A 14,932-nucleotide genomic window follows, 5' to 3' on the forward strand; every position below is an offset into this window, starting at 1 on the left:
CCCGCCGGGCCCGCGACCCCCACCCACGACCCCGCGCGCACCGAGGCCGCGGGGTTTTCCGCATCCTCCGGGACGCCCGCGCCGGTCAGGCGCGCCGATCGGGCTGTTCTGGAACGTTCCTTGGGATGTTCAGGACAAAGCGGGCACCGCGCGGGCTGTCCTCGATCGTGAGGCTGCCGCCGTGCAGCCGCGCGATCTCGCGCGCGATGGGCAGGCCGAGGCCGGTGCCGCCCGGGTCGCGCGCCTTGCTGGCCTCCAGCCGGGCGAACCGCTGGAAGACCAGGTCGCGGTGCTCCTCGGCGACGCCCGCGCCGTCGTCCAGCACCTCCAGGACGGCGCGGCCCTCGTCGCGCCGCACCGTGACGTCGACCCGCGATTCGGCGTGCCGCTCGGCGTTGTCCAACAGGTTCGTGAAGAGGCGGACGAGCCGGAGCCGGTCCCCGCGCACCGTGACGCCCTCCTGGAGGTGCGGGACGATCCGCTTCGTCCGCTCCGACCTCGCCATCTCGATGGTGACCATGGCGCCGAGGTCGACCGTCTCCTCCTCCTTCCAGGCCGCGGCGTCCAGGCGGGCCAGTTGCAGCAGGTCCGTCACGATCGCCTGGAGCCGCTCCAGGCTCGCCAGGACGGCGCGTCCCGTCTGCGGCCAGTCGACCTCGTCCGGGAAGAGGAGCGCCTCCTCGATCTGGGTGCGGGCCGCGGCGATCGGGCTGCGCAGGTCGTGGGACGCGTCGGAGGTGAAGCTGCGCTGCCGTTCGAGCGCGCCGTCCAGGCGGTCGAGCGTGGCGTTCGCGGCCTCGGCGAGCCGCCTGATCTCGTCCCGGTTCTCCGGCACCGTCACCCGCCGGCCCGACCGCAGCGCGGTGATCTCCGCGAGTTCGGCGCGGATCGCGTCCACCGGGGCGAGGGTCTGGTCCACCGTGCCCCAGGCGCGCAGGCACGCCAGCAGGGTCGCCAGCAGCGAGACGCTGACCAGCAGCATGATGAGCCCCGGGCTGACGAACCAGGGGACGGCCGGGGCGGCGGCGTAGACGACCCAGTCCCCGTCCGGCTGGAAGACGCGGAAACCGACCACCCACGCGCAGCCGCGGATGGCCGCCGACGAGCAGACGTCCCGGGTGGAGTACACCTGGGCCTGCGAGGGGAGGAACCGGGCGACCGCCGTCCCGGTCAGCGACGGACCGGGGGTGCCCGCGATCACCTTCCGGTTCCTGTCCATGACCTGGATGACCACGCCCTCCGGTGCGTGGAGGCCGCCCCGCACCGGGCCGCGCCGCATCTCGTAGACGATCCGCAGCGCCGTGGCCGTCGCCTGGGTGCGCTTGGACTCGGTCCTGGAGTCGCGCACCTCCACGAGGACCAGCGTCGCCACGATCACGCAGATCACCGCGGTGACCATTCCGGCAATCACGGTCATCCGCACCCGTATTGACCATGTGTGCCGTCCGTACACCCGACCTCCCGCAGGTGATGTATTCACCGCCCAGACCGGAATCAGTCCTCTGAACAGCAGCGACGCACCCAAGAAGATCCAAAGAAATGGTCGGCCCCGCCGCCGGCCGCGGGTGCGCCCGGAGTCGTCCCGCCGCCTTCGGCAGAAGCCATGGCGCTGGACGCGCGCGCGGCTAGCATGGCTGGTTATGGAGCTGCGCCAGCTGGAGTACTTCGTCGCGGTCATCGAAGAGGCGAGCTTCACCAAGGCCGCCGCCCGGCTGCACGTCGCCCAGCCGGGCGTCAGCGCGCAGATCCGGCAACTGGAGCGGGAGCTCGGCCAGCCGCTGCTCGACCGGTCCGGACGGACCGTCCGGCTGACCGAGGTCGGCGCCGCCGTCCTCCCCTACGCGCGGGCGGCGCTCGCGGCCGTCGAGGGCGCGCGGCTGTCGGTCGACGAGCTGACCGGGTTGCTGCGCGGGCACGTCACGGTCGGCACGGTCGACTGGATCAGGTCGCTGAACCTTCCCGGCATGATCGCCGAATTCCACCGCGACCACCCGGACGTGGAGATCACGGTCATCCAAGAGGACACCGACACCCTGACCGAGGGGCTCCGCACCGGACGCGTCGACCTCGCGTTCCTCAGCCTCGGCGCCGAACCGCCCGAGGGCATCGCGACCAGGGTCGTCATCGAGCAGGACCTCTACGCCGCCGTCGGCCGCGAGCACCCGCTGGCGCGGCGGTCCACGATCACGCTGCGGGCGCTCGGCGGGGAGGCGCTGATCAGCCTGCCGAAGGGGACCGGGGTGCGGGCCGTCCTGGACGCGGCGTTCGCGGACGCCGGGCTGCGCCCCCGCATCGCGTTCGAGGCCGGCGAACCGCCCGTACTGGCGCAGATCGCCGCGCACGGCCTCGGCGTCGCCGTCCTGCCCGAGTCCGCCGCCCGCGGCCTGCCGGACGCGCTGCACGCGATGCCGATCGTCCGGCCCCGGCTGAGCGGGCGGATCGCGCTGGCCTGGCGGGCGGAGGGGCCGCGCAGTCCGGCGGCGCGGGCGCTCACCGCCCGCGCGCGCCGGCTGCTGCCCTGATCAGGCGGCCCGCGCCCGCTGCGCGGCCCGGGCGGCCCGGGACTCCTCCAGTACCTGCCGCAGGACGTCCGGCCTGTTCGTGATGATCCCGTCCACCCCGAGGCCGGCGGCCTTCTCCATGTCGCCGCGGTCGTTGATCGTCCAGGTGAGGACGTCCATCCGGGCCGCGTGCACCTGCCCCACGTAGGACTCGGTCAGATCACCGAACGTCGGGTTGATCTGGTCGGCGTAGGAGGCCAGTTCCGGCAGCTGCTCGGCCTTCGGCGTGCCGAGCAGCCCGGTCGGCACCCTGGGCAGGACGGCGTGGAAGCGCCGCACGGACTCCCAGTCGAACGACTGGACGGCGAGGCGCCGCTCGCGCGGGTCGTACCGGAGCCAGGACGGCGAGCGCTTCAGCGCCGCGGCGATCCGCCCCTCGATGCCCGGGTAGAGGGCCGGGCTCTTGATCTCCAGCAGCAGGCCGAGCCCCTTCCCGCGCATCGCGGTCAGCACCTGGGGCAGCGTCGGGACCCGCTCGCCCGCGTACTTCGCCGCGAACCACGAGCCCGCGTCCAGCTTCTGGATCTCCGCGAGGGTGAAGTCGGCGACCTTCCAGGGCGCGCGGTCCGGGTAGACGTCCTCCGCGTTCGTCGTCCGGCCGAGCGTGGTGTCGTGCATGATCACGAGCTGGTGGTCCCTGGTCTCCTGGACGTCCAGCTCGAACATGTCCGCCCGCTGCGTTCGGGCCAGCCTGAACGCGGCGAGCGTGTTCTCCGGCGCGTACGCCGACGCGCCGCGGTGCGCGACGTTCACGATCCCGGCGTCCAGCGCGGTCTCGGCGCGCGGCCGGGGCGCGGGCGTGCCGCTGTGCGTGGCGCCGGGCGGGGGCGGGGGCGGGGCGGCGTTGGCCGCCGCCGGGACGACGATCGCCGTGGTGGCCGTGACGGCGATGAGCGCGAGACGAATCCGTCGGTGCATCTGTCACCTCTCCGGGAGCCGGGGCTGTCCGCCCCAACCCTCGGGCCGTCCGGTGACACGGGAGTTACGGGCCGGTAGCAGACCGTGTACTGCCGGCGACGATACGCATCCGGACCGTCCGGGAGGGGGACGACACGGCGCCTCCGGCGGAACCGCGGCGAAGCTACTCGGGCTCTTCGGACTTGTCCGGCGGAATCGCGCCCTTGGTCGCCTTCGAGAGGATCAGCGCGCCGAGCAGCAGCCGCCGGCTCCGCCGCAGCGGGCGCGGGATCCGGGCGCCGCGGGCCGTCCGCCCCACGCCGGAAGCCGGATCAGAGCCGGTCCCCGGCGCCCGGCGCGGGCTCCCGAGCCGGGTCGGACGGCTCCGGCCGCGCAGCGTCACCGACCGGCCGACGTCCCATTCGTCCGACTCGGCCAGATGGGCCAGGTCCAGGACGGTCGCCGAGGCCAGCACGCGCCCCGCCTCATCCTTCGCCAGATCGCTGAGCCGCGCCGCCTCGTTCACCGGATCGCCGATCACCGTGTACTCGAACCGCTCCTCCGCGCCGATGTAGCCGGCCACGACCGGGCCCGCGGACACGCCGACCCCCGCGTCCAGCATCGGCACCTCGGCGCGCAGCCGCACCGCCAGCTCGCGGGCGGCGCCGAGCGCCCCGCCCGCCGAGTCCTCCAGCTGGGTCGGCGCGCCGAAGATCGCCAGCGCCGCGTCCCCCTCGAACTTGTTGATCCAGCCGCCGTGCTTCGCGACCACCGACACCACGACGCCGAAGAACCGGTTGAGCAGCCCGACGACCTCGTCCGGGCTCCGCGTGTCCGCGAGCCTCGTCGAACCGGTCAGGTCGACGAACAGGACGGCCACCTCGCGCGTCTCGCCGCCGAGCGTGATGTCGCCGCGCTCCAGCGCCAGGTCGGCGACCTCCTCGCCGACATGCCGTCCGAACAGGTCGCGCAGCCGCTCGTTCTCGCGGAGCCCCGCGACCATGTGGTTGAAGCCGGCCTGCAGCTGGCCGACCTCGCTCGCGTCGTACACCGCGACCTCGGCGCCGAGGTCGCCGCGCTCGACCTGCGCCATCCCCGTCCGGACGGCCCGGATCGGGTCCGCGATCGCCCGTGTCGCCATATAGATGACATAAACCCCGGCCAGCAGCGCCACGCCGCCGAGCCCGAGGATCGTGACCGCGAGCTGCCCCACATTGATGTCCGGCGCGGCGAGCGCGGCGATCGCGACGCAGATCAGCCCGAACACCGGGATCGCCGTCCCGAGCGCCCACGCGAGCATCACCCGCGTCGTCACCCCGGGCAGCCGGAACCGTTTCGGACGTTCCGCGCCCAGCACCAGCGCCGCCGCCGGCCGCAGCAGCCGCTCCGACAGCAGGTACACGATCGTGCACGTCGTCGCCGCGCCGAGCAGGCACGTCAGGCCCGTCTTCACCGCCAGCCGCCCGGTGAACAGGATGATGTCGAGCACCGCCCAGCCGAGTGCGCCGACCGTCCACAGGGCCCCGACGAGCATGGTCAGCCGGAGCGGCCCGAGCAGGACGGCCCGCCGCTGCTGCCGGTCGGGGTCCCCCCCGTCCCGGACGAACGTCACGACGGGCCGCCACAGCCACAACCCCAGGAGCAGCGCCACCGGCGCGGCCACCACCGGATACCCGAAGAACGCCGCCGCGTTCACCATGCGGGCGTAGTCGCGGTCCTCCAGCGGCGGATCGGGCAGCACGAACGTCGCGAACAGCAGCACGACCACCGAACCGATGGCGTTCGCCACACCCACCACGACCAGCAGGACCCAGCGCACACGGATCTCTAGCCTGCTGGTCACGTGCGCCTCCGGAGGGATGGAACCGCCTGGAGGAATCATCCCATGACGGTCAGGCGCTGGTGCTCTCCACCGCGACCTTCATCTCCGCCTCCTGCGAACTGCGCCGGACGAACGGCCAGCCGATGACGATGAGCGCCACCCAGGCCGCCATCACGTACAGCGCGACCCTGGTGTCGGCCTCCCAGGCGATCGTGAGGGTGACGAACGCGAAGAACGCCAGCACGGCCCAGGTGGCATAGGGCGCCCAAGGCATCCTGTAGGACGACTTGGGCAGCACCCCAGCCGTCGCCTTCCGCCGGTACACCATGTGCGCGACGAGGATGACCGTCCACACCAACAGCGCGCCCCCCGTCGACACCGACGTGATGTATTCGAACGCCTTCTCCGGCACGACCGCGTTGACGACGACCCCGATGCCCATGACGAGCGCCGAGATCACGACTGTCAGCACGGGAACCCCGCGCCCGTTCAACCGCGAGAGGACCTTCGGCCCGTCACCGTTGACGCCTGCCGTCCTGAGCATCCTGGACGTCGAGTACAGCCCGCCCGCGTTGCAGGACGACAGGGCCGCCGTCAGCACCACGAAGTTGACGATGTCCCCGCCGCCCGGAATGCCGATCTTGTCGAACGCCAGCACGAACGGGCTCGCGCCGCCCTTGAACGCCGTCCAGGGCACCACGGCCAGGATCACCAGCAGCGACCCCAGGTAGAACAGCGCGAACCGCAGCGGCAGCGCGTTGATCGCCCGCGGGATGTTCTTCTCCGGATCCTTGGCCTCGCCGGCCGTGACCCCCACCAGCTCGACGCCCAGGTAGGCGAACATCACCATCTGCAGCGTCATGATCGTGGCGGAGTACCCCTCAGGGAACACGCCTCCGTGGTCCCACAGATTGCTCGCGGCCGCCGTGTCCCCGGCATCGCTGAACCCGAAGACCAGCACCCCGATCCCCACCAGGATCATCATCACGATCGCCGCGATCTTGATCATCGCGAACCAGAACTCCAGCTCACCGAAGAGCTTCACCGAGATCAGGTTCACCGCGAACAGCACCAGCAGCGCGGCCAGCGCCGTCTGCCACTGCTCGACCCCCGGCCACCACTTCTGGATGTACGTGCCGGCCGCGGTCAGCTCCGCCATGCCGGTCGTCACCCAGATGATCCAGTACGTCCAGGTCGTGGCGTATCCCCAGAACGGACCGAGGAACTCCCGCGCATACCCGGCGAACCCGCCCTCCGTCCGCCGGTACGTCAGCAGCTCGCCGAGCGCCCGCATGACGAAGAACAACGCCAGCCCCGCCACGGCGTACGTCAGGATCAGGCTCGGCCCCGCCTTGGCGATGTTCTCCCCGGCCCCGAGGAACAGCCCCGTGCCGATCGTCCCCCCGATCGCCATCATCTGGATCTGCCGCGTCCCGAGCCCTCGCTGGTAGTGCTCGGCGCCCTGGTCTGGGAGCTTTGCGACCACGCCGACCTCCCTTCTGTGCCACCCTCCGGTCACGCACAGTTGCGCAACCCGGACAGATTAAGACCCCCGGCCGCAAACGCGTAGCACCCGCCCAACAACCCGTACCGGCCCGGTACCTCTCCGTTACGCACTATCCCCCGCCGCCCCCCGCGTTAACGAGTTGGCGCGTCCCTCGGGCATCGCGTATGCTCTCGGACGTGCCAAACGCCGGGTCGCCACCGGCCGAGACACCCCTCCGGAGCCGCTAAGCTCGGAGCAGCAAGGTCCTGTGGAGCAGTTAGGAGTGCTCGCCACCCTGTCAAGGTGGAGGCCGCGGGTTCAAATCCCGTCAGGACCGCCAGACGCACCAACACGCGTCCTGGGCAGGTAGCTCAGTCGGTACGAGCGTCCGCCTGAAAAGCGGAAGGTCGGCGGTTCGACCCCGCCCCTGCCCACCTGGTCCTCTGACCAGCGGAAACGTCGATAACGGGTTGATCACCGTCGGTGTACACCGCTTGAACAGAGGAAAACTATCTCCCGATGGGTACCGCCCGTACGCGGCGCCCGAAGGACCTCCGAGCAGGTACCTTCCAGCCCGCGATCAACTCGTTCACCCTCCACCTCAACGCTGAGGGGAAGTCCCCGAAGACCGTCCGCACCTACGCCGAAGCGGCGCAGTGGTTCGCGGCCGAGCACCTTCGACGCAACACCGACCACACCGACTGGGACGACGTCACCGCAGACGACGTCCGCGCCTGGACGGTCTGGCTCCTCAACACCTACTCCGACAGCTACGCCAACAACCAGTACCGCGCACTGCAGCAGTTCTTCAAGTGGTGGTCCACCGACGAAGAGCTGCCCAACCCCATGGCGAAGCTTCGCCCGCCGGCCGTCGGCGAGAAGGTCGTCCCCGTCTTCACCGACGAGGAACTCAACAAGCTCCTCAAGCACTGCGAGGGCAAGACCTTCACCCAGCGCCGCGATTACGCGATCCTCACCCTCTTCAAGGCCACCGGCCTGCGGCTCTCGGAGCTGGCCGGCATCATCTACGACCCCGAGGACAGCGACCGCAGCGACCTGGACCTGATGCGCCGCGAACTCCTCGTCACCGGCAAAGGCAACAAGCAGCGCATCGTCCGCTTCGGGCACCCGGCCGCCCGGGCCATCGACCGCTACATCCGCGTCCGCAACAAGCACACCTACTCCTCCAACCGGCACCTGTGGCTGGGCACCAACAACCGCCCGCCCATGACCGCCAACGGCATCTACCAGATGGTCGTCCGCCGCGGCGAGGAATGCGGTGTGACCGTCCATCCCCATAAGTTCCGCCACCACTTCTCCCACACCTGGCTCGACAAGGGTGGGGCCGAAGGCGACCTCATGGAACTCAACGGCTGGTCATCACCCCAGATGCTCCGCCGCTACGGCCGTAGTGCCGCCAGCACGCGTGCCCGCCGCACCTACGACCGCATCATGGAGGACTGAAGGTCAGCAAACCAAAAGCCCCGGCGCGGCCAGCGCCGGGGCTTCGATCTAGCTCAACCCTTCTTCCTCGCCTGGGCCGACCGTTTAGCCAGCCGGAGCATGTAGGCGCGCTTGGCCAACTCGGCTCGCTCTCGGCGCTCCTCGGCCGGAAGCACACCCTCCGGATCGACCTCCCGTTCAAACCGGGCCAGGAACGCATCCCTAGCCGGCCTGGTGCGCTTCTTCCTGTCGCCCGTCCTGCTCCAAGACACAAGAACGGCGATCCGCTTGTCGATCCCCGCCATCGTGATCCCCCACTCCACGCAGAATCGGTTAGCCCCTCTCACCCGTTCCGGGCCCACCTGAGGCCCCTCAGCATGTTTGGTTATCTCTGACGATAGATGCGCTCGCTGCATGCCCTGCCCATCTCCCTGGCAAACTTGGCGCGCCTACTCCGGCTTTGGGAGAGGGTTGTTCGTTAGGTGTTGGTCCCTTTTGTAGTGAAGAGCCTGTGCTTCCCCTCGTAGCGTGGAGACCTGAACCAGAGAGATGGTGGGTCGTGTACAGGTTCCCCCGCGGATTCTTCTCGAACTGCCCGATCGAGACCAGGTCTACTCTCGGTGCCCCGTAATCCCTCAATCTTGATCGGGGCGTCCCACACCTCCTGCTTGGAAACGTCGAGCGGCTTACCATACGATTTCAGCTGGCCCATGAGATTCTTCCCAGAATGAACTTTGGTTGACCGAACGAACTCATAGATGGAAAGGATGGACCTCTGGTCAGGCCTCACTGGAGCGCGGTGGTATAGGGCGGGTGGCGCCGGTGTATTGGCGTTCGCGGTAGGGGTTGCCAGCGAATTGGGCGATGCGGACGACGTCGCCGGTGTGGGGGGCGTGGATCATGCGGCCTGAGCCGTAGTAGATGGCGACGTGGTGAATGGTGGCCGGGTTGGCGGGGTTGGTGGCGAAGAAGAGCAGGTCGCCGGGCTGGAGTTGGGGCCGGGGGATGTGGGTGCCGGTGTTGTATTGGTCGGCGGCGATGCGGGGTAGGCGGATGCCGGCTTGGGCCCAGGCGTGTTGGGTGAGGCCGGAGCAGTCGAAGCCTTTGGTGCCGGCGCCTTGGGCGATGCCGTAGGTGGGGCCGGTGGGTCCGCCGCCGCCCCAGGAGTAGGGGGTGCCGAGCCAGCGGAGGGCGGCTTTGACGGCGGTGGCGCCGCGTCCGGTTGCGGTGGGGGCGGCGTAGCGGGTGGCTTGGGCGAGGACTTTGCGGACGTACCAGTCGGCGTGGTTGTAGCGCCAGATCGCGCGGCGCAGAGCCCTGCCGCCTTGGCCTGCGTGGTTGGCGCATAGGTAGCGGGCTGCGCCGGGGATGGCGTCGGCGGGGTTGTAGCGGTCTTTGGTGCCGTCGTGGTCGCCGTCGACGCCGTAGGCGGTCCAGGTGGCGGGCAGGAATTGCATGGGGCCGCCGGCTCCGGCGGCGTTCTGGCCGGTGTGGACGCCGGGGGCGGTGGAGCGGCCGTGGTCGGATTCGATCTTGCCGATGGCGGCCAGGACGTTCCAGGGCAGGCCGGGGCAGGTGTGGGCGGCGTCGAGGTACCAGGGCAGGTAGGCGGGTGGGATGTCGTGTTTGGCCTCGGCGGTGGGTGCGCCCGCGAGGTCTGATCCTGCGCTGGCGGCGGAGTCGTGGCCGGCCGCCGAGACGAGGAGGCCCAGCAGGAGGGTGAGGGCGGCGGCGCAGGCTGTGGCGGCGGCCTTCAACGGGCAGGCCGCCGGAGCAGGGCTGGGCGCTTACTCGGTGTCGTGGGCGCCTGTGCGGGCTCGGCGTTGGGCGCGGTGGCCGGCGCCCTTCTTGGGCTGGGTTGGGTCATGGGCGGCTTCCCCGGGTTGGTGGTGGGGCTGCCGCAGCACTTCGCGGACTGCTTGCCAGGAGTAGCGGAAGTCCTTGCCGGTTTTGAGGGCGGGGATCTGGCCGGCGTTGGCCATCCGGCGGACGGTCTGGGGGGAGAGACCGAGTTTGGTCGCGAGTTCGGCGGTGGTGAGGACGTCGGGGTCGCGGCCGGTGTTCTCGGTCATCGGTGGGGCTCCTGGGTGGGCGGTCACGGTCGTTCCTTTCAGTGTGGTGGATGGGTGCTGCGGAAGCACGTTGTTCGACGTGTTGGCATTGTCAGAAGTTGTTTGACGATGCTTGCGCTCTGTCATGTTGCCACGTACGGTGATCGTCCATCAACCCAGTGCATTGATTCGGGGGTATGTGGGTGAGTCTTCGACAAACCAGACCAATCCCGGCCGACCAGGCCGATGACCAGGCGGGTGAGGTCTTGGACGTGGTGGTGGCCGGCGCGCACGGCGGCGCGGGGGCCTCCACGCTGGCGGCGCTGCTGCCTGCGGTGTGGGACATGGGCTCGATCGGGTCGCTGCTGGAGCTGGGCCGTTCGCCATTGCAGGCCAAGGGTCGTCCGGTGGTGCTGGTGGTCCGCAACACCGCGGTCGCGGCCAAGGCGGCGACGGCGGCGATCGGGGCGCTGGCCGCGTGGGAGGAGCGGGTGGCGGCGCTGGCGATCGTCAGTGACGGCGGCCCCGAATCGCGGGAGGCCACGGCCCGGTTCGCGCTGCTGGAGGGCCGGGTCGGGGGCGTGGTGCGGGTTCCGCATGTGCGGGCGCTGCGGCTGGTGGAAGACCCGGCCGAGGTCGTCCTTCCCGGTAGGGCGCGGCAGGCGCTGTGCGATCTGCGTCGCATGGTCGACGCGCCGGGCGGTGAGGGGTCGTGATGTCACCGATCTGGTGCGCGTTCGCCGTCGCCGAGCGCGGGTGGCTGCTGTCGGCTCCCCAAGACGGCGAGAGTCCGTCGGTGAAGATCCCGGACCCACCTCCAGACGCGCCGCCGGGGCTGGATCAGAAGATGGAGACGCTGCTGGCGTGGGGCAAGTGGGGCGTGCTGATCTGCGGCGTCGCCGGCTTGTTCATCTGCGCGGGCCAGATGGCAATCGGGCGCAAGAACCGCTCCACGTTCGCCGCCGACGGCGCCACCGGTATCCCGTGGGTGCTGGGCGGGTTGAGCCTGGCCGCGACAGCGGCTCCGATCGTCGGGGTGTTCTTCAGATGAGCCGAACCCGGAACGAGCAGCAACAGGGTGGCGTCGCGTGGGGGCGGCGTGGCCGGGTCATCGCGGTGGCGGTGGTCGGTGGCGGAGTGCTGGTCGGCATGGTCGTCCCTCCGCTGTTCCGGACGTCCTCGAAGGGCACCCCGGTGATCCTGAGGACGACACGCGCCGAGCAGCTGGTGACCGCGCCGCAGGTGTCGTTCGCCGGCGTGGTGTGGCGGGACTACCACGGCATCCTGCTCCCCTACTCGCCGCAGGACGGGCCCCGCGACACCGGCGGAGATCTGGCGGCCGGGTTCGCGCGGACGCCGCGCGGGGCGCTGCTGGCCGGGGTACATATCGCGGTGCGGGCGGGCATGCAGTGGGGCTCGAAGGTGTTCGACCCGACCATCGAGCGGCAGATCATCGGTCCCGATACCGACGTGCTGCGCGACTCCACCCGCAACGCCTACGACCAGCACCGGGGCGACCGGCCCGACGGCGAACCGCTCGGGCGCGGTTATGCCGTCCTGGAAGGGTTCCGGTGGCTGGGCTACACGCCCGAGGCGGCGAGCTTGGATCTGCTGTCGGCCGGTCCTGGCGACAGCGATGTGACCGTCCGGGCGGTGACCCGCCTTCAGCTGCGCTGGCAAGACGGTGACTGGCGTGTGGTCGCCCCACCCGGCGGGATGTGGGCGGGCGCCGCGGCTCCGATCACGTCGCTGGACGGCTACGTCCGCTTCCCGAACGGGAGCGGCTGATGTCGGTTCTTCTTCCGCTCGATCCGTGTTCGCCGGTGCTGGATCCGGCGTGCGTGCAGCCGGTGGACAACGACGGCGGCGCGGCCGGGAATCCGCTGCTTCCCGGGCTTCCGACCATGCCGCGCCTGCCGAACATTCCGGGAGCGGTCGGCGGTCATGTGCTGGACGAGATGGCCGAGTCGTTCCAGTCGGCGACCGGGTGGCTGATCTCCAACACCGCATCCTGGTGGGTGAACACCCCCTCCCCCGATCTGCAGCAGGCACCGGCGGTCGGGTATCTGGAGCTGCTGGTGCGACCGTTGACGGTCGCTGTGGCGGTACTGGCGCTGCTGGCGGTGGCCGCGCGGATGGCGCTGTCGCGCAAGGCGCTGCCGCTGGTGGACGCCGGCCGCGGGCTGGTGGTGCTGGCGGTGGTCACCGTGATCGGGACGGTGGTGCCGAACCTGCTGCTGCAGTGGGGCGATGTGTGGTGCGGATGGGTCCTGAACGCCTCCTCCGAGGGGGACTTCGCCCACCGCATGACCCAGATCGTGTCCTTCCCCGGTGCGGCGCCGCGCGCGCTGGTACTCATCCTGTGCCTGTTCGCGCTGGTGATCGGGCTCCTTCAGGCGATCCTGCTGCTGTTTCGCACGGGGGCGCTGGTGATTTTGGCCGGGTTGCTGCCGCTGGCGGCCGCAGGGATGATCACCACGACGACCAAGGCGTGGTTCCCGCGCGTGGCGGGCTGGATGCTGGCGCTGGTCTTCTACAAGCCGGCCGCGGCGGCGGTGTATGCGACCACGTTCACTCTGGTCGGCAAGGGCAGGGACCTGCACACGGTGCTGATGGGGTTGACGATGATGCTGATCAGCCTGGTCGCGTTCCCGGTGCTGTTGAAGTTCTTCACCTGGACGACCGGCGGCGCCGAATCCAGCCCCGGCGGCGGCATGCTCGGCACGCTGATGAGCAGCGCCGCCGCGCTCGGCGCACTGCGCGGCTACGGCGGCGGTGGTGGTTCGGGGGGCGGGCAGTCCAGCTCGGCCAGCGAGCACACCACCTACCTCAAGCAGCAGCTCGGCGACCAGGACACCACCCCACCGGGCGACGATGCTCCAGACCAGCCGCCTGCCCCACCTGCCCCGCCATCCGACCGGCATGCCCCAGCCGCACCGGGTGGCCAGCCTCCTGCACCAAGCGCCCCGCCGGGGAGCGGCCAGCCCGACGCTGCATCGTCCGGGACGGACGGGCACGGGTGGGCGCTACCGGACGGCGGTCACGGGGAGCCGGTCGGGCCCGCCACCATCCGGACGGCCGAGCGGGAACGTCAGCGCGGTGAGGACGCGGTCCGCTGGGCTGCGACCGGCAGCTTCGGCGGCCCGACGGGCGCGGCGGGTGAAGGGGGCGGTGGGCATGGGGCATGAGGTCCGCACCTACGGCGGGTGGCGTCGCCGGCACGGCATCGGCCTGCTCGGTCTGGACACCGCCGCCACCTTTCTTGCGCTCGGGGCGGCGATGCTGCTGGTCCTGGTCGCCGCGACCGCGCCTCACCTCCTGGCCTACCTGCTTCCACCGGCGCTGGTCGGCGGCGGGCTGGGGCTGGTGCGGGTGGGCGGTGTGCCGGTGGCGCGGCTGGTGCTGGCGCGGTGCCGGTGGCGCTGGGGTGTGTGGCGCGGACACCACCGCTACCGGGCAGGGGTCGTCATCGACCATCCGCGCGCGTTCCAGTTGCCGGGGGTGCTGGCGCCGTTGACGCTGCTGAGTGCCGAGGACGGGTACGGCGGCCGGTACGGGGTCGTGTGGGACCGCCGCACCGGCCTGCTCACCGCCACCCTCCGGGTCGTGCCGACCTCGACCTGGCTGGCCGACCAAGGCGACGCCGACGCCTGGGTGGCCGGGTGGGGCGGGTGGCTGGCCGCGCTCGGGCATATGCCCGCCGTGCGGTGGGTGACGGTCACGGTGGAGACCGCGCCCGAGCCCGGCTCCACCCTCGCCGATGCCGTGCACCGGACGGTCGTCCCCACCGCGCCGACCCCGGCGCGGAGCATCATGAACGACCTGGTCCGCACCGCCCCGGCCGCTGCCGCCGACGTCGACACCCGCGTGTCCGTCACCTTCGACCCGCGTGCGTCCTCGGCGAGCCCGAAGGACCTGTATGAGGCGGTCGCCGAGCTGGGCCGCACCTTGGACGGGCTGGCGTCGCGGCTGAGTGGCTGCGGCGTCTCGGTCCTCGGCCGCGCTACTGCTGCTGAGATCGCCGGGGCTGTGCGGACCGCGTTCGATCCCGATGCGCGCGGCGAGGTCAACCGACTGTTGGCTGGTCCGGACTCGCACGAGGTTTTGGGCTGGGGGGATGCGGGTCCGGTCGCCGCGACCGAGCACACCGGCCACTACGAGCACGACGGCGGGTGCTCGGTCAGCTGGGGATGGCATGAGCCGCCCCGCCAGAACGTCCGCTCCGACGTCCTGGCCCGCCTGGTCGCACCCGGACCGTTCCCCAAACGCATCACCCTGCAGTACCGGGCGCTTCCGGCCGCCGCCGCGAGCCGGGTCTTGCAGCAGGAGGTGAACGCGGCGGCGTTCCGGACCCAGTTTCGGCGCCGCACCGGACGCGACGAGACCGCCCGTGACAGCTGGGATTCGGCGCGCGCCCGGCAGGCCGCGGCCGAGGAGGCCATGGGCGCCGGGGTGTGCCTGGTCTCGCTGTACGCCACCGTCACCGCGACCGATCCCGAGCAGCTGCGGCGCGCCGCCGCGCATGTGGAGGCGGCGGCCGATTCGGCCAAGATCCGGCTGCGGCGGTTGTGGGGCAGCCAGGCCGCCGGGTTCGCTACCACCTTGCCGTGTGGGATCTGCCCGCCTGAACTGTCGCGCCGCCTCTTCCACTGAACCCGTTCTGGAGGAACCT

General features: G+C 71.0%; 14 protein-coding genes and 2 tRNA genes. 9 read left to right on the forward strand and 7 right to left on the reverse strand.

The window, feature by feature from the left end; all coding sequences use genetic code 11:
* Window positions 1–85: 85 nt before the first annotated feature.
* Window positions 86–1,417: a sensor histidine kinase gene (locus tag SM611_RS03630; protein ID WP_371947334.1), complete on the reverse strand. Its 1,332-nt coding sequence runs from the start codon at window positions 1,415–1,417 to the stop codon at window positions 86–88.
* 223 nt (window positions 1,418–1,640) lie between these two features.
* Here SM611_RS03630 and SM611_RS03635 point away from each other — a divergent pair, with 223 nt between their 5' ends.
* Window positions 1,641–2,522: a LysR family transcriptional regulator gene (locus SM611_RS03635; RefSeq protein WP_371947335.1), complete on the forward strand. Its 882-nt coding sequence runs from the start codon at window positions 1,641–1,643 to the stop codon at window positions 2,520–2,522.
* Here SM611_RS03635 and SM611_RS03640 read toward each other — a convergent pair whose 3' ends face one another.
* From SM611_RS03640 to SM611_RS03650, 3 genes are all read right to left on the reverse strand, one after another.
* A complete protein-coding gene (locus SM611_RS03640) occupies window positions 2,523–3,479 on the reverse strand; it encodes a glycerophosphodiester phosphodiesterase (RefSeq protein ID WP_371947336.1) in 957 nt (318 codons plus the stop codon).
* Between the two features lie 163 nt (window positions 3,480–3,642).
* Window positions 3,643–5,301: an adenylate/guanylate cyclase domain-containing protein gene (locus SM611_RS03645; RefSeq protein ID WP_371947337.1), complete on the reverse strand. Its 1,659-nt coding sequence runs from the start codon at window positions 5,299–5,301 to the stop codon at window positions 3,643–3,645.
* Window positions 5,302–5,350: 49 nt separating this feature from the next.
* Window positions 5,351–6,766 (reverse strand): amino acid permease, encoded by a 1,416-nt coding sequence (locus SM611_RS03650; RefSeq protein ID WP_371947338.1) that lies wholly within the window; start codon window positions 6,764–6,766, stop codon window positions 5,351–5,353.
* A 262-nt stretch (window positions 6,767–7,028) separates the two neighbouring features.
* Here SM611_RS03650 and SM611_RS03655 point away from each other — a divergent pair.
* The 3 genes from SM611_RS03655 (at window position 7,029) to SM611_RS03665 (ending at window position 8,230) form a co-directional block, all read left to right on the forward strand.
* Window positions 7,029–7,106, forward strand: a tRNA-Asp gene (locus SM611_RS03655).
* 20 nt (window positions 7,107–7,126) lie between these two features.
* Window positions 7,127–7,200 (forward strand) — tRNA-Phe (locus SM611_RS03660).
* A gap of 85 nt (window positions 7,201–7,285) precedes the next feature.
* Window positions 7,286–8,230: a tyrosine-type recombinase/integrase gene (locus SM611_RS03665; RefSeq protein WP_371947339.1), complete on the forward strand. Its 945-nt coding sequence runs from the start codon at window positions 7,286–7,288 to the stop codon at window positions 8,228–8,230.
* Window positions 8,231–8,283: 53 nt separating this feature from the next.
* Here the strand turns inward: SM611_RS03665 and SM611_RS03670 are convergent, their stop codons facing one another.
* From SM611_RS03670 to SM611_RS03680, 3 genes are all read right to left on the reverse strand, one after another.
* Window positions 8,284–8,532: a hypothetical protein gene (locus tag SM611_RS03670; protein ID WP_371947340.1), complete on the reverse strand. Its 249-nt coding sequence runs from the start codon at window positions 8,530–8,532 to the stop codon at window positions 8,284–8,286.
* A gap of 456 nt (window positions 8,533–8,988) precedes the next feature.
* Window positions 8,989–9,966: a C40 family peptidase gene (locus tag SM611_RS03675; RefSeq protein WP_371947341.1), complete on the reverse strand. Its 978-nt coding sequence runs from the start codon at window positions 9,964–9,966 to the stop codon at window positions 8,989–8,991.
* Between the two features lie 30 nt (window positions 9,967–9,996).
* Entirely contained in the window at window positions 9,997–10,281 is a 285-nt protein-coding gene (locus tag SM611_RS03680; protein WP_371947342.1) for a helix-turn-helix domain-containing protein, read from the reverse strand.
* Window positions 10,282–10,526: 245 nt separating this feature from the next.
* Here SM611_RS03680 and SM611_RS03685 point away from each other — a divergent pair, with 245 nt between their 5' ends.
* Genes SM611_RS03685 through SM611_RS03705 form a run of 5 tightly spaced genes read left to right on the forward strand, consistent with a single transcriptional unit; the run spans window position 10,527 to window position 14,913 of the window.
* Complete coding sequence (locus SM611_RS03685; protein WP_371947343.1) at window positions 10,527–10,976, forward strand: hypothetical protein; 450 nt, start codon at window positions 10,527–10,529, stop codon at window positions 10,974–10,976.
* Window positions 10,976–11,311 (forward strand): hypothetical protein, encoded by a 336-nt coding sequence (locus SM611_RS03690; RefSeq protein ID WP_371947344.1) that lies wholly within the window; start codon window positions 10,976–10,978, stop codon window positions 11,309–11,311. The genes SM611_RS03685 and SM611_RS03690 overlap by 1 nt, the downstream gene beginning before the upstream one ends.
* On the forward strand, window positions 11,308–12,048 hold the full coding sequence (locus SM611_RS03695) for a DUF8175 domain-containg protein (protein WP_371947345.1): 741 nt from the start codon (window positions 11,308–11,310) through the stop codon (window positions 12,046–12,048). The genes SM611_RS03690 and SM611_RS03695 overlap by 4 nt, the downstream gene beginning before the upstream one ends.
* Window positions 12,048–13,448 carry a hypothetical protein gene (locus SM611_RS03700; protein WP_371947346.1) on the forward strand — a complete coding sequence of 467 codons (1,401 nt, stop codon included), beginning with the start codon at window positions 12,048–12,050 and terminating at the stop codon, window positions 13,446–13,448. Before SM611_RS03695 ends, SM611_RS03700 begins: the two co-directional genes overlap by 1 nt.
* Window positions 13,438–14,913 carry an SCO6880 family protein gene (locus tag SM611_RS03705; protein WP_371947347.1) on the forward strand — a complete coding sequence of 492 codons (1,476 nt, stop codon included), beginning with the start codon at window positions 13,438–13,440 and terminating at the stop codon, window positions 14,911–14,913. Before SM611_RS03700 ends, SM611_RS03705 begins: the two co-directional genes overlap by 11 nt.
* Window positions 14,914–14,932 lie beyond the last annotated feature (19 nt).

Origin of the sequence: Actinomadura monticuli, assembly GCF_041463655.1 — a bacterium.
Classification (GTDB): Bacteria; Actinomycetota; Actinomycetes; order Streptosporangiales; family Streptosporangiaceae; genus Spirillospora; species Spirillospora monticuli.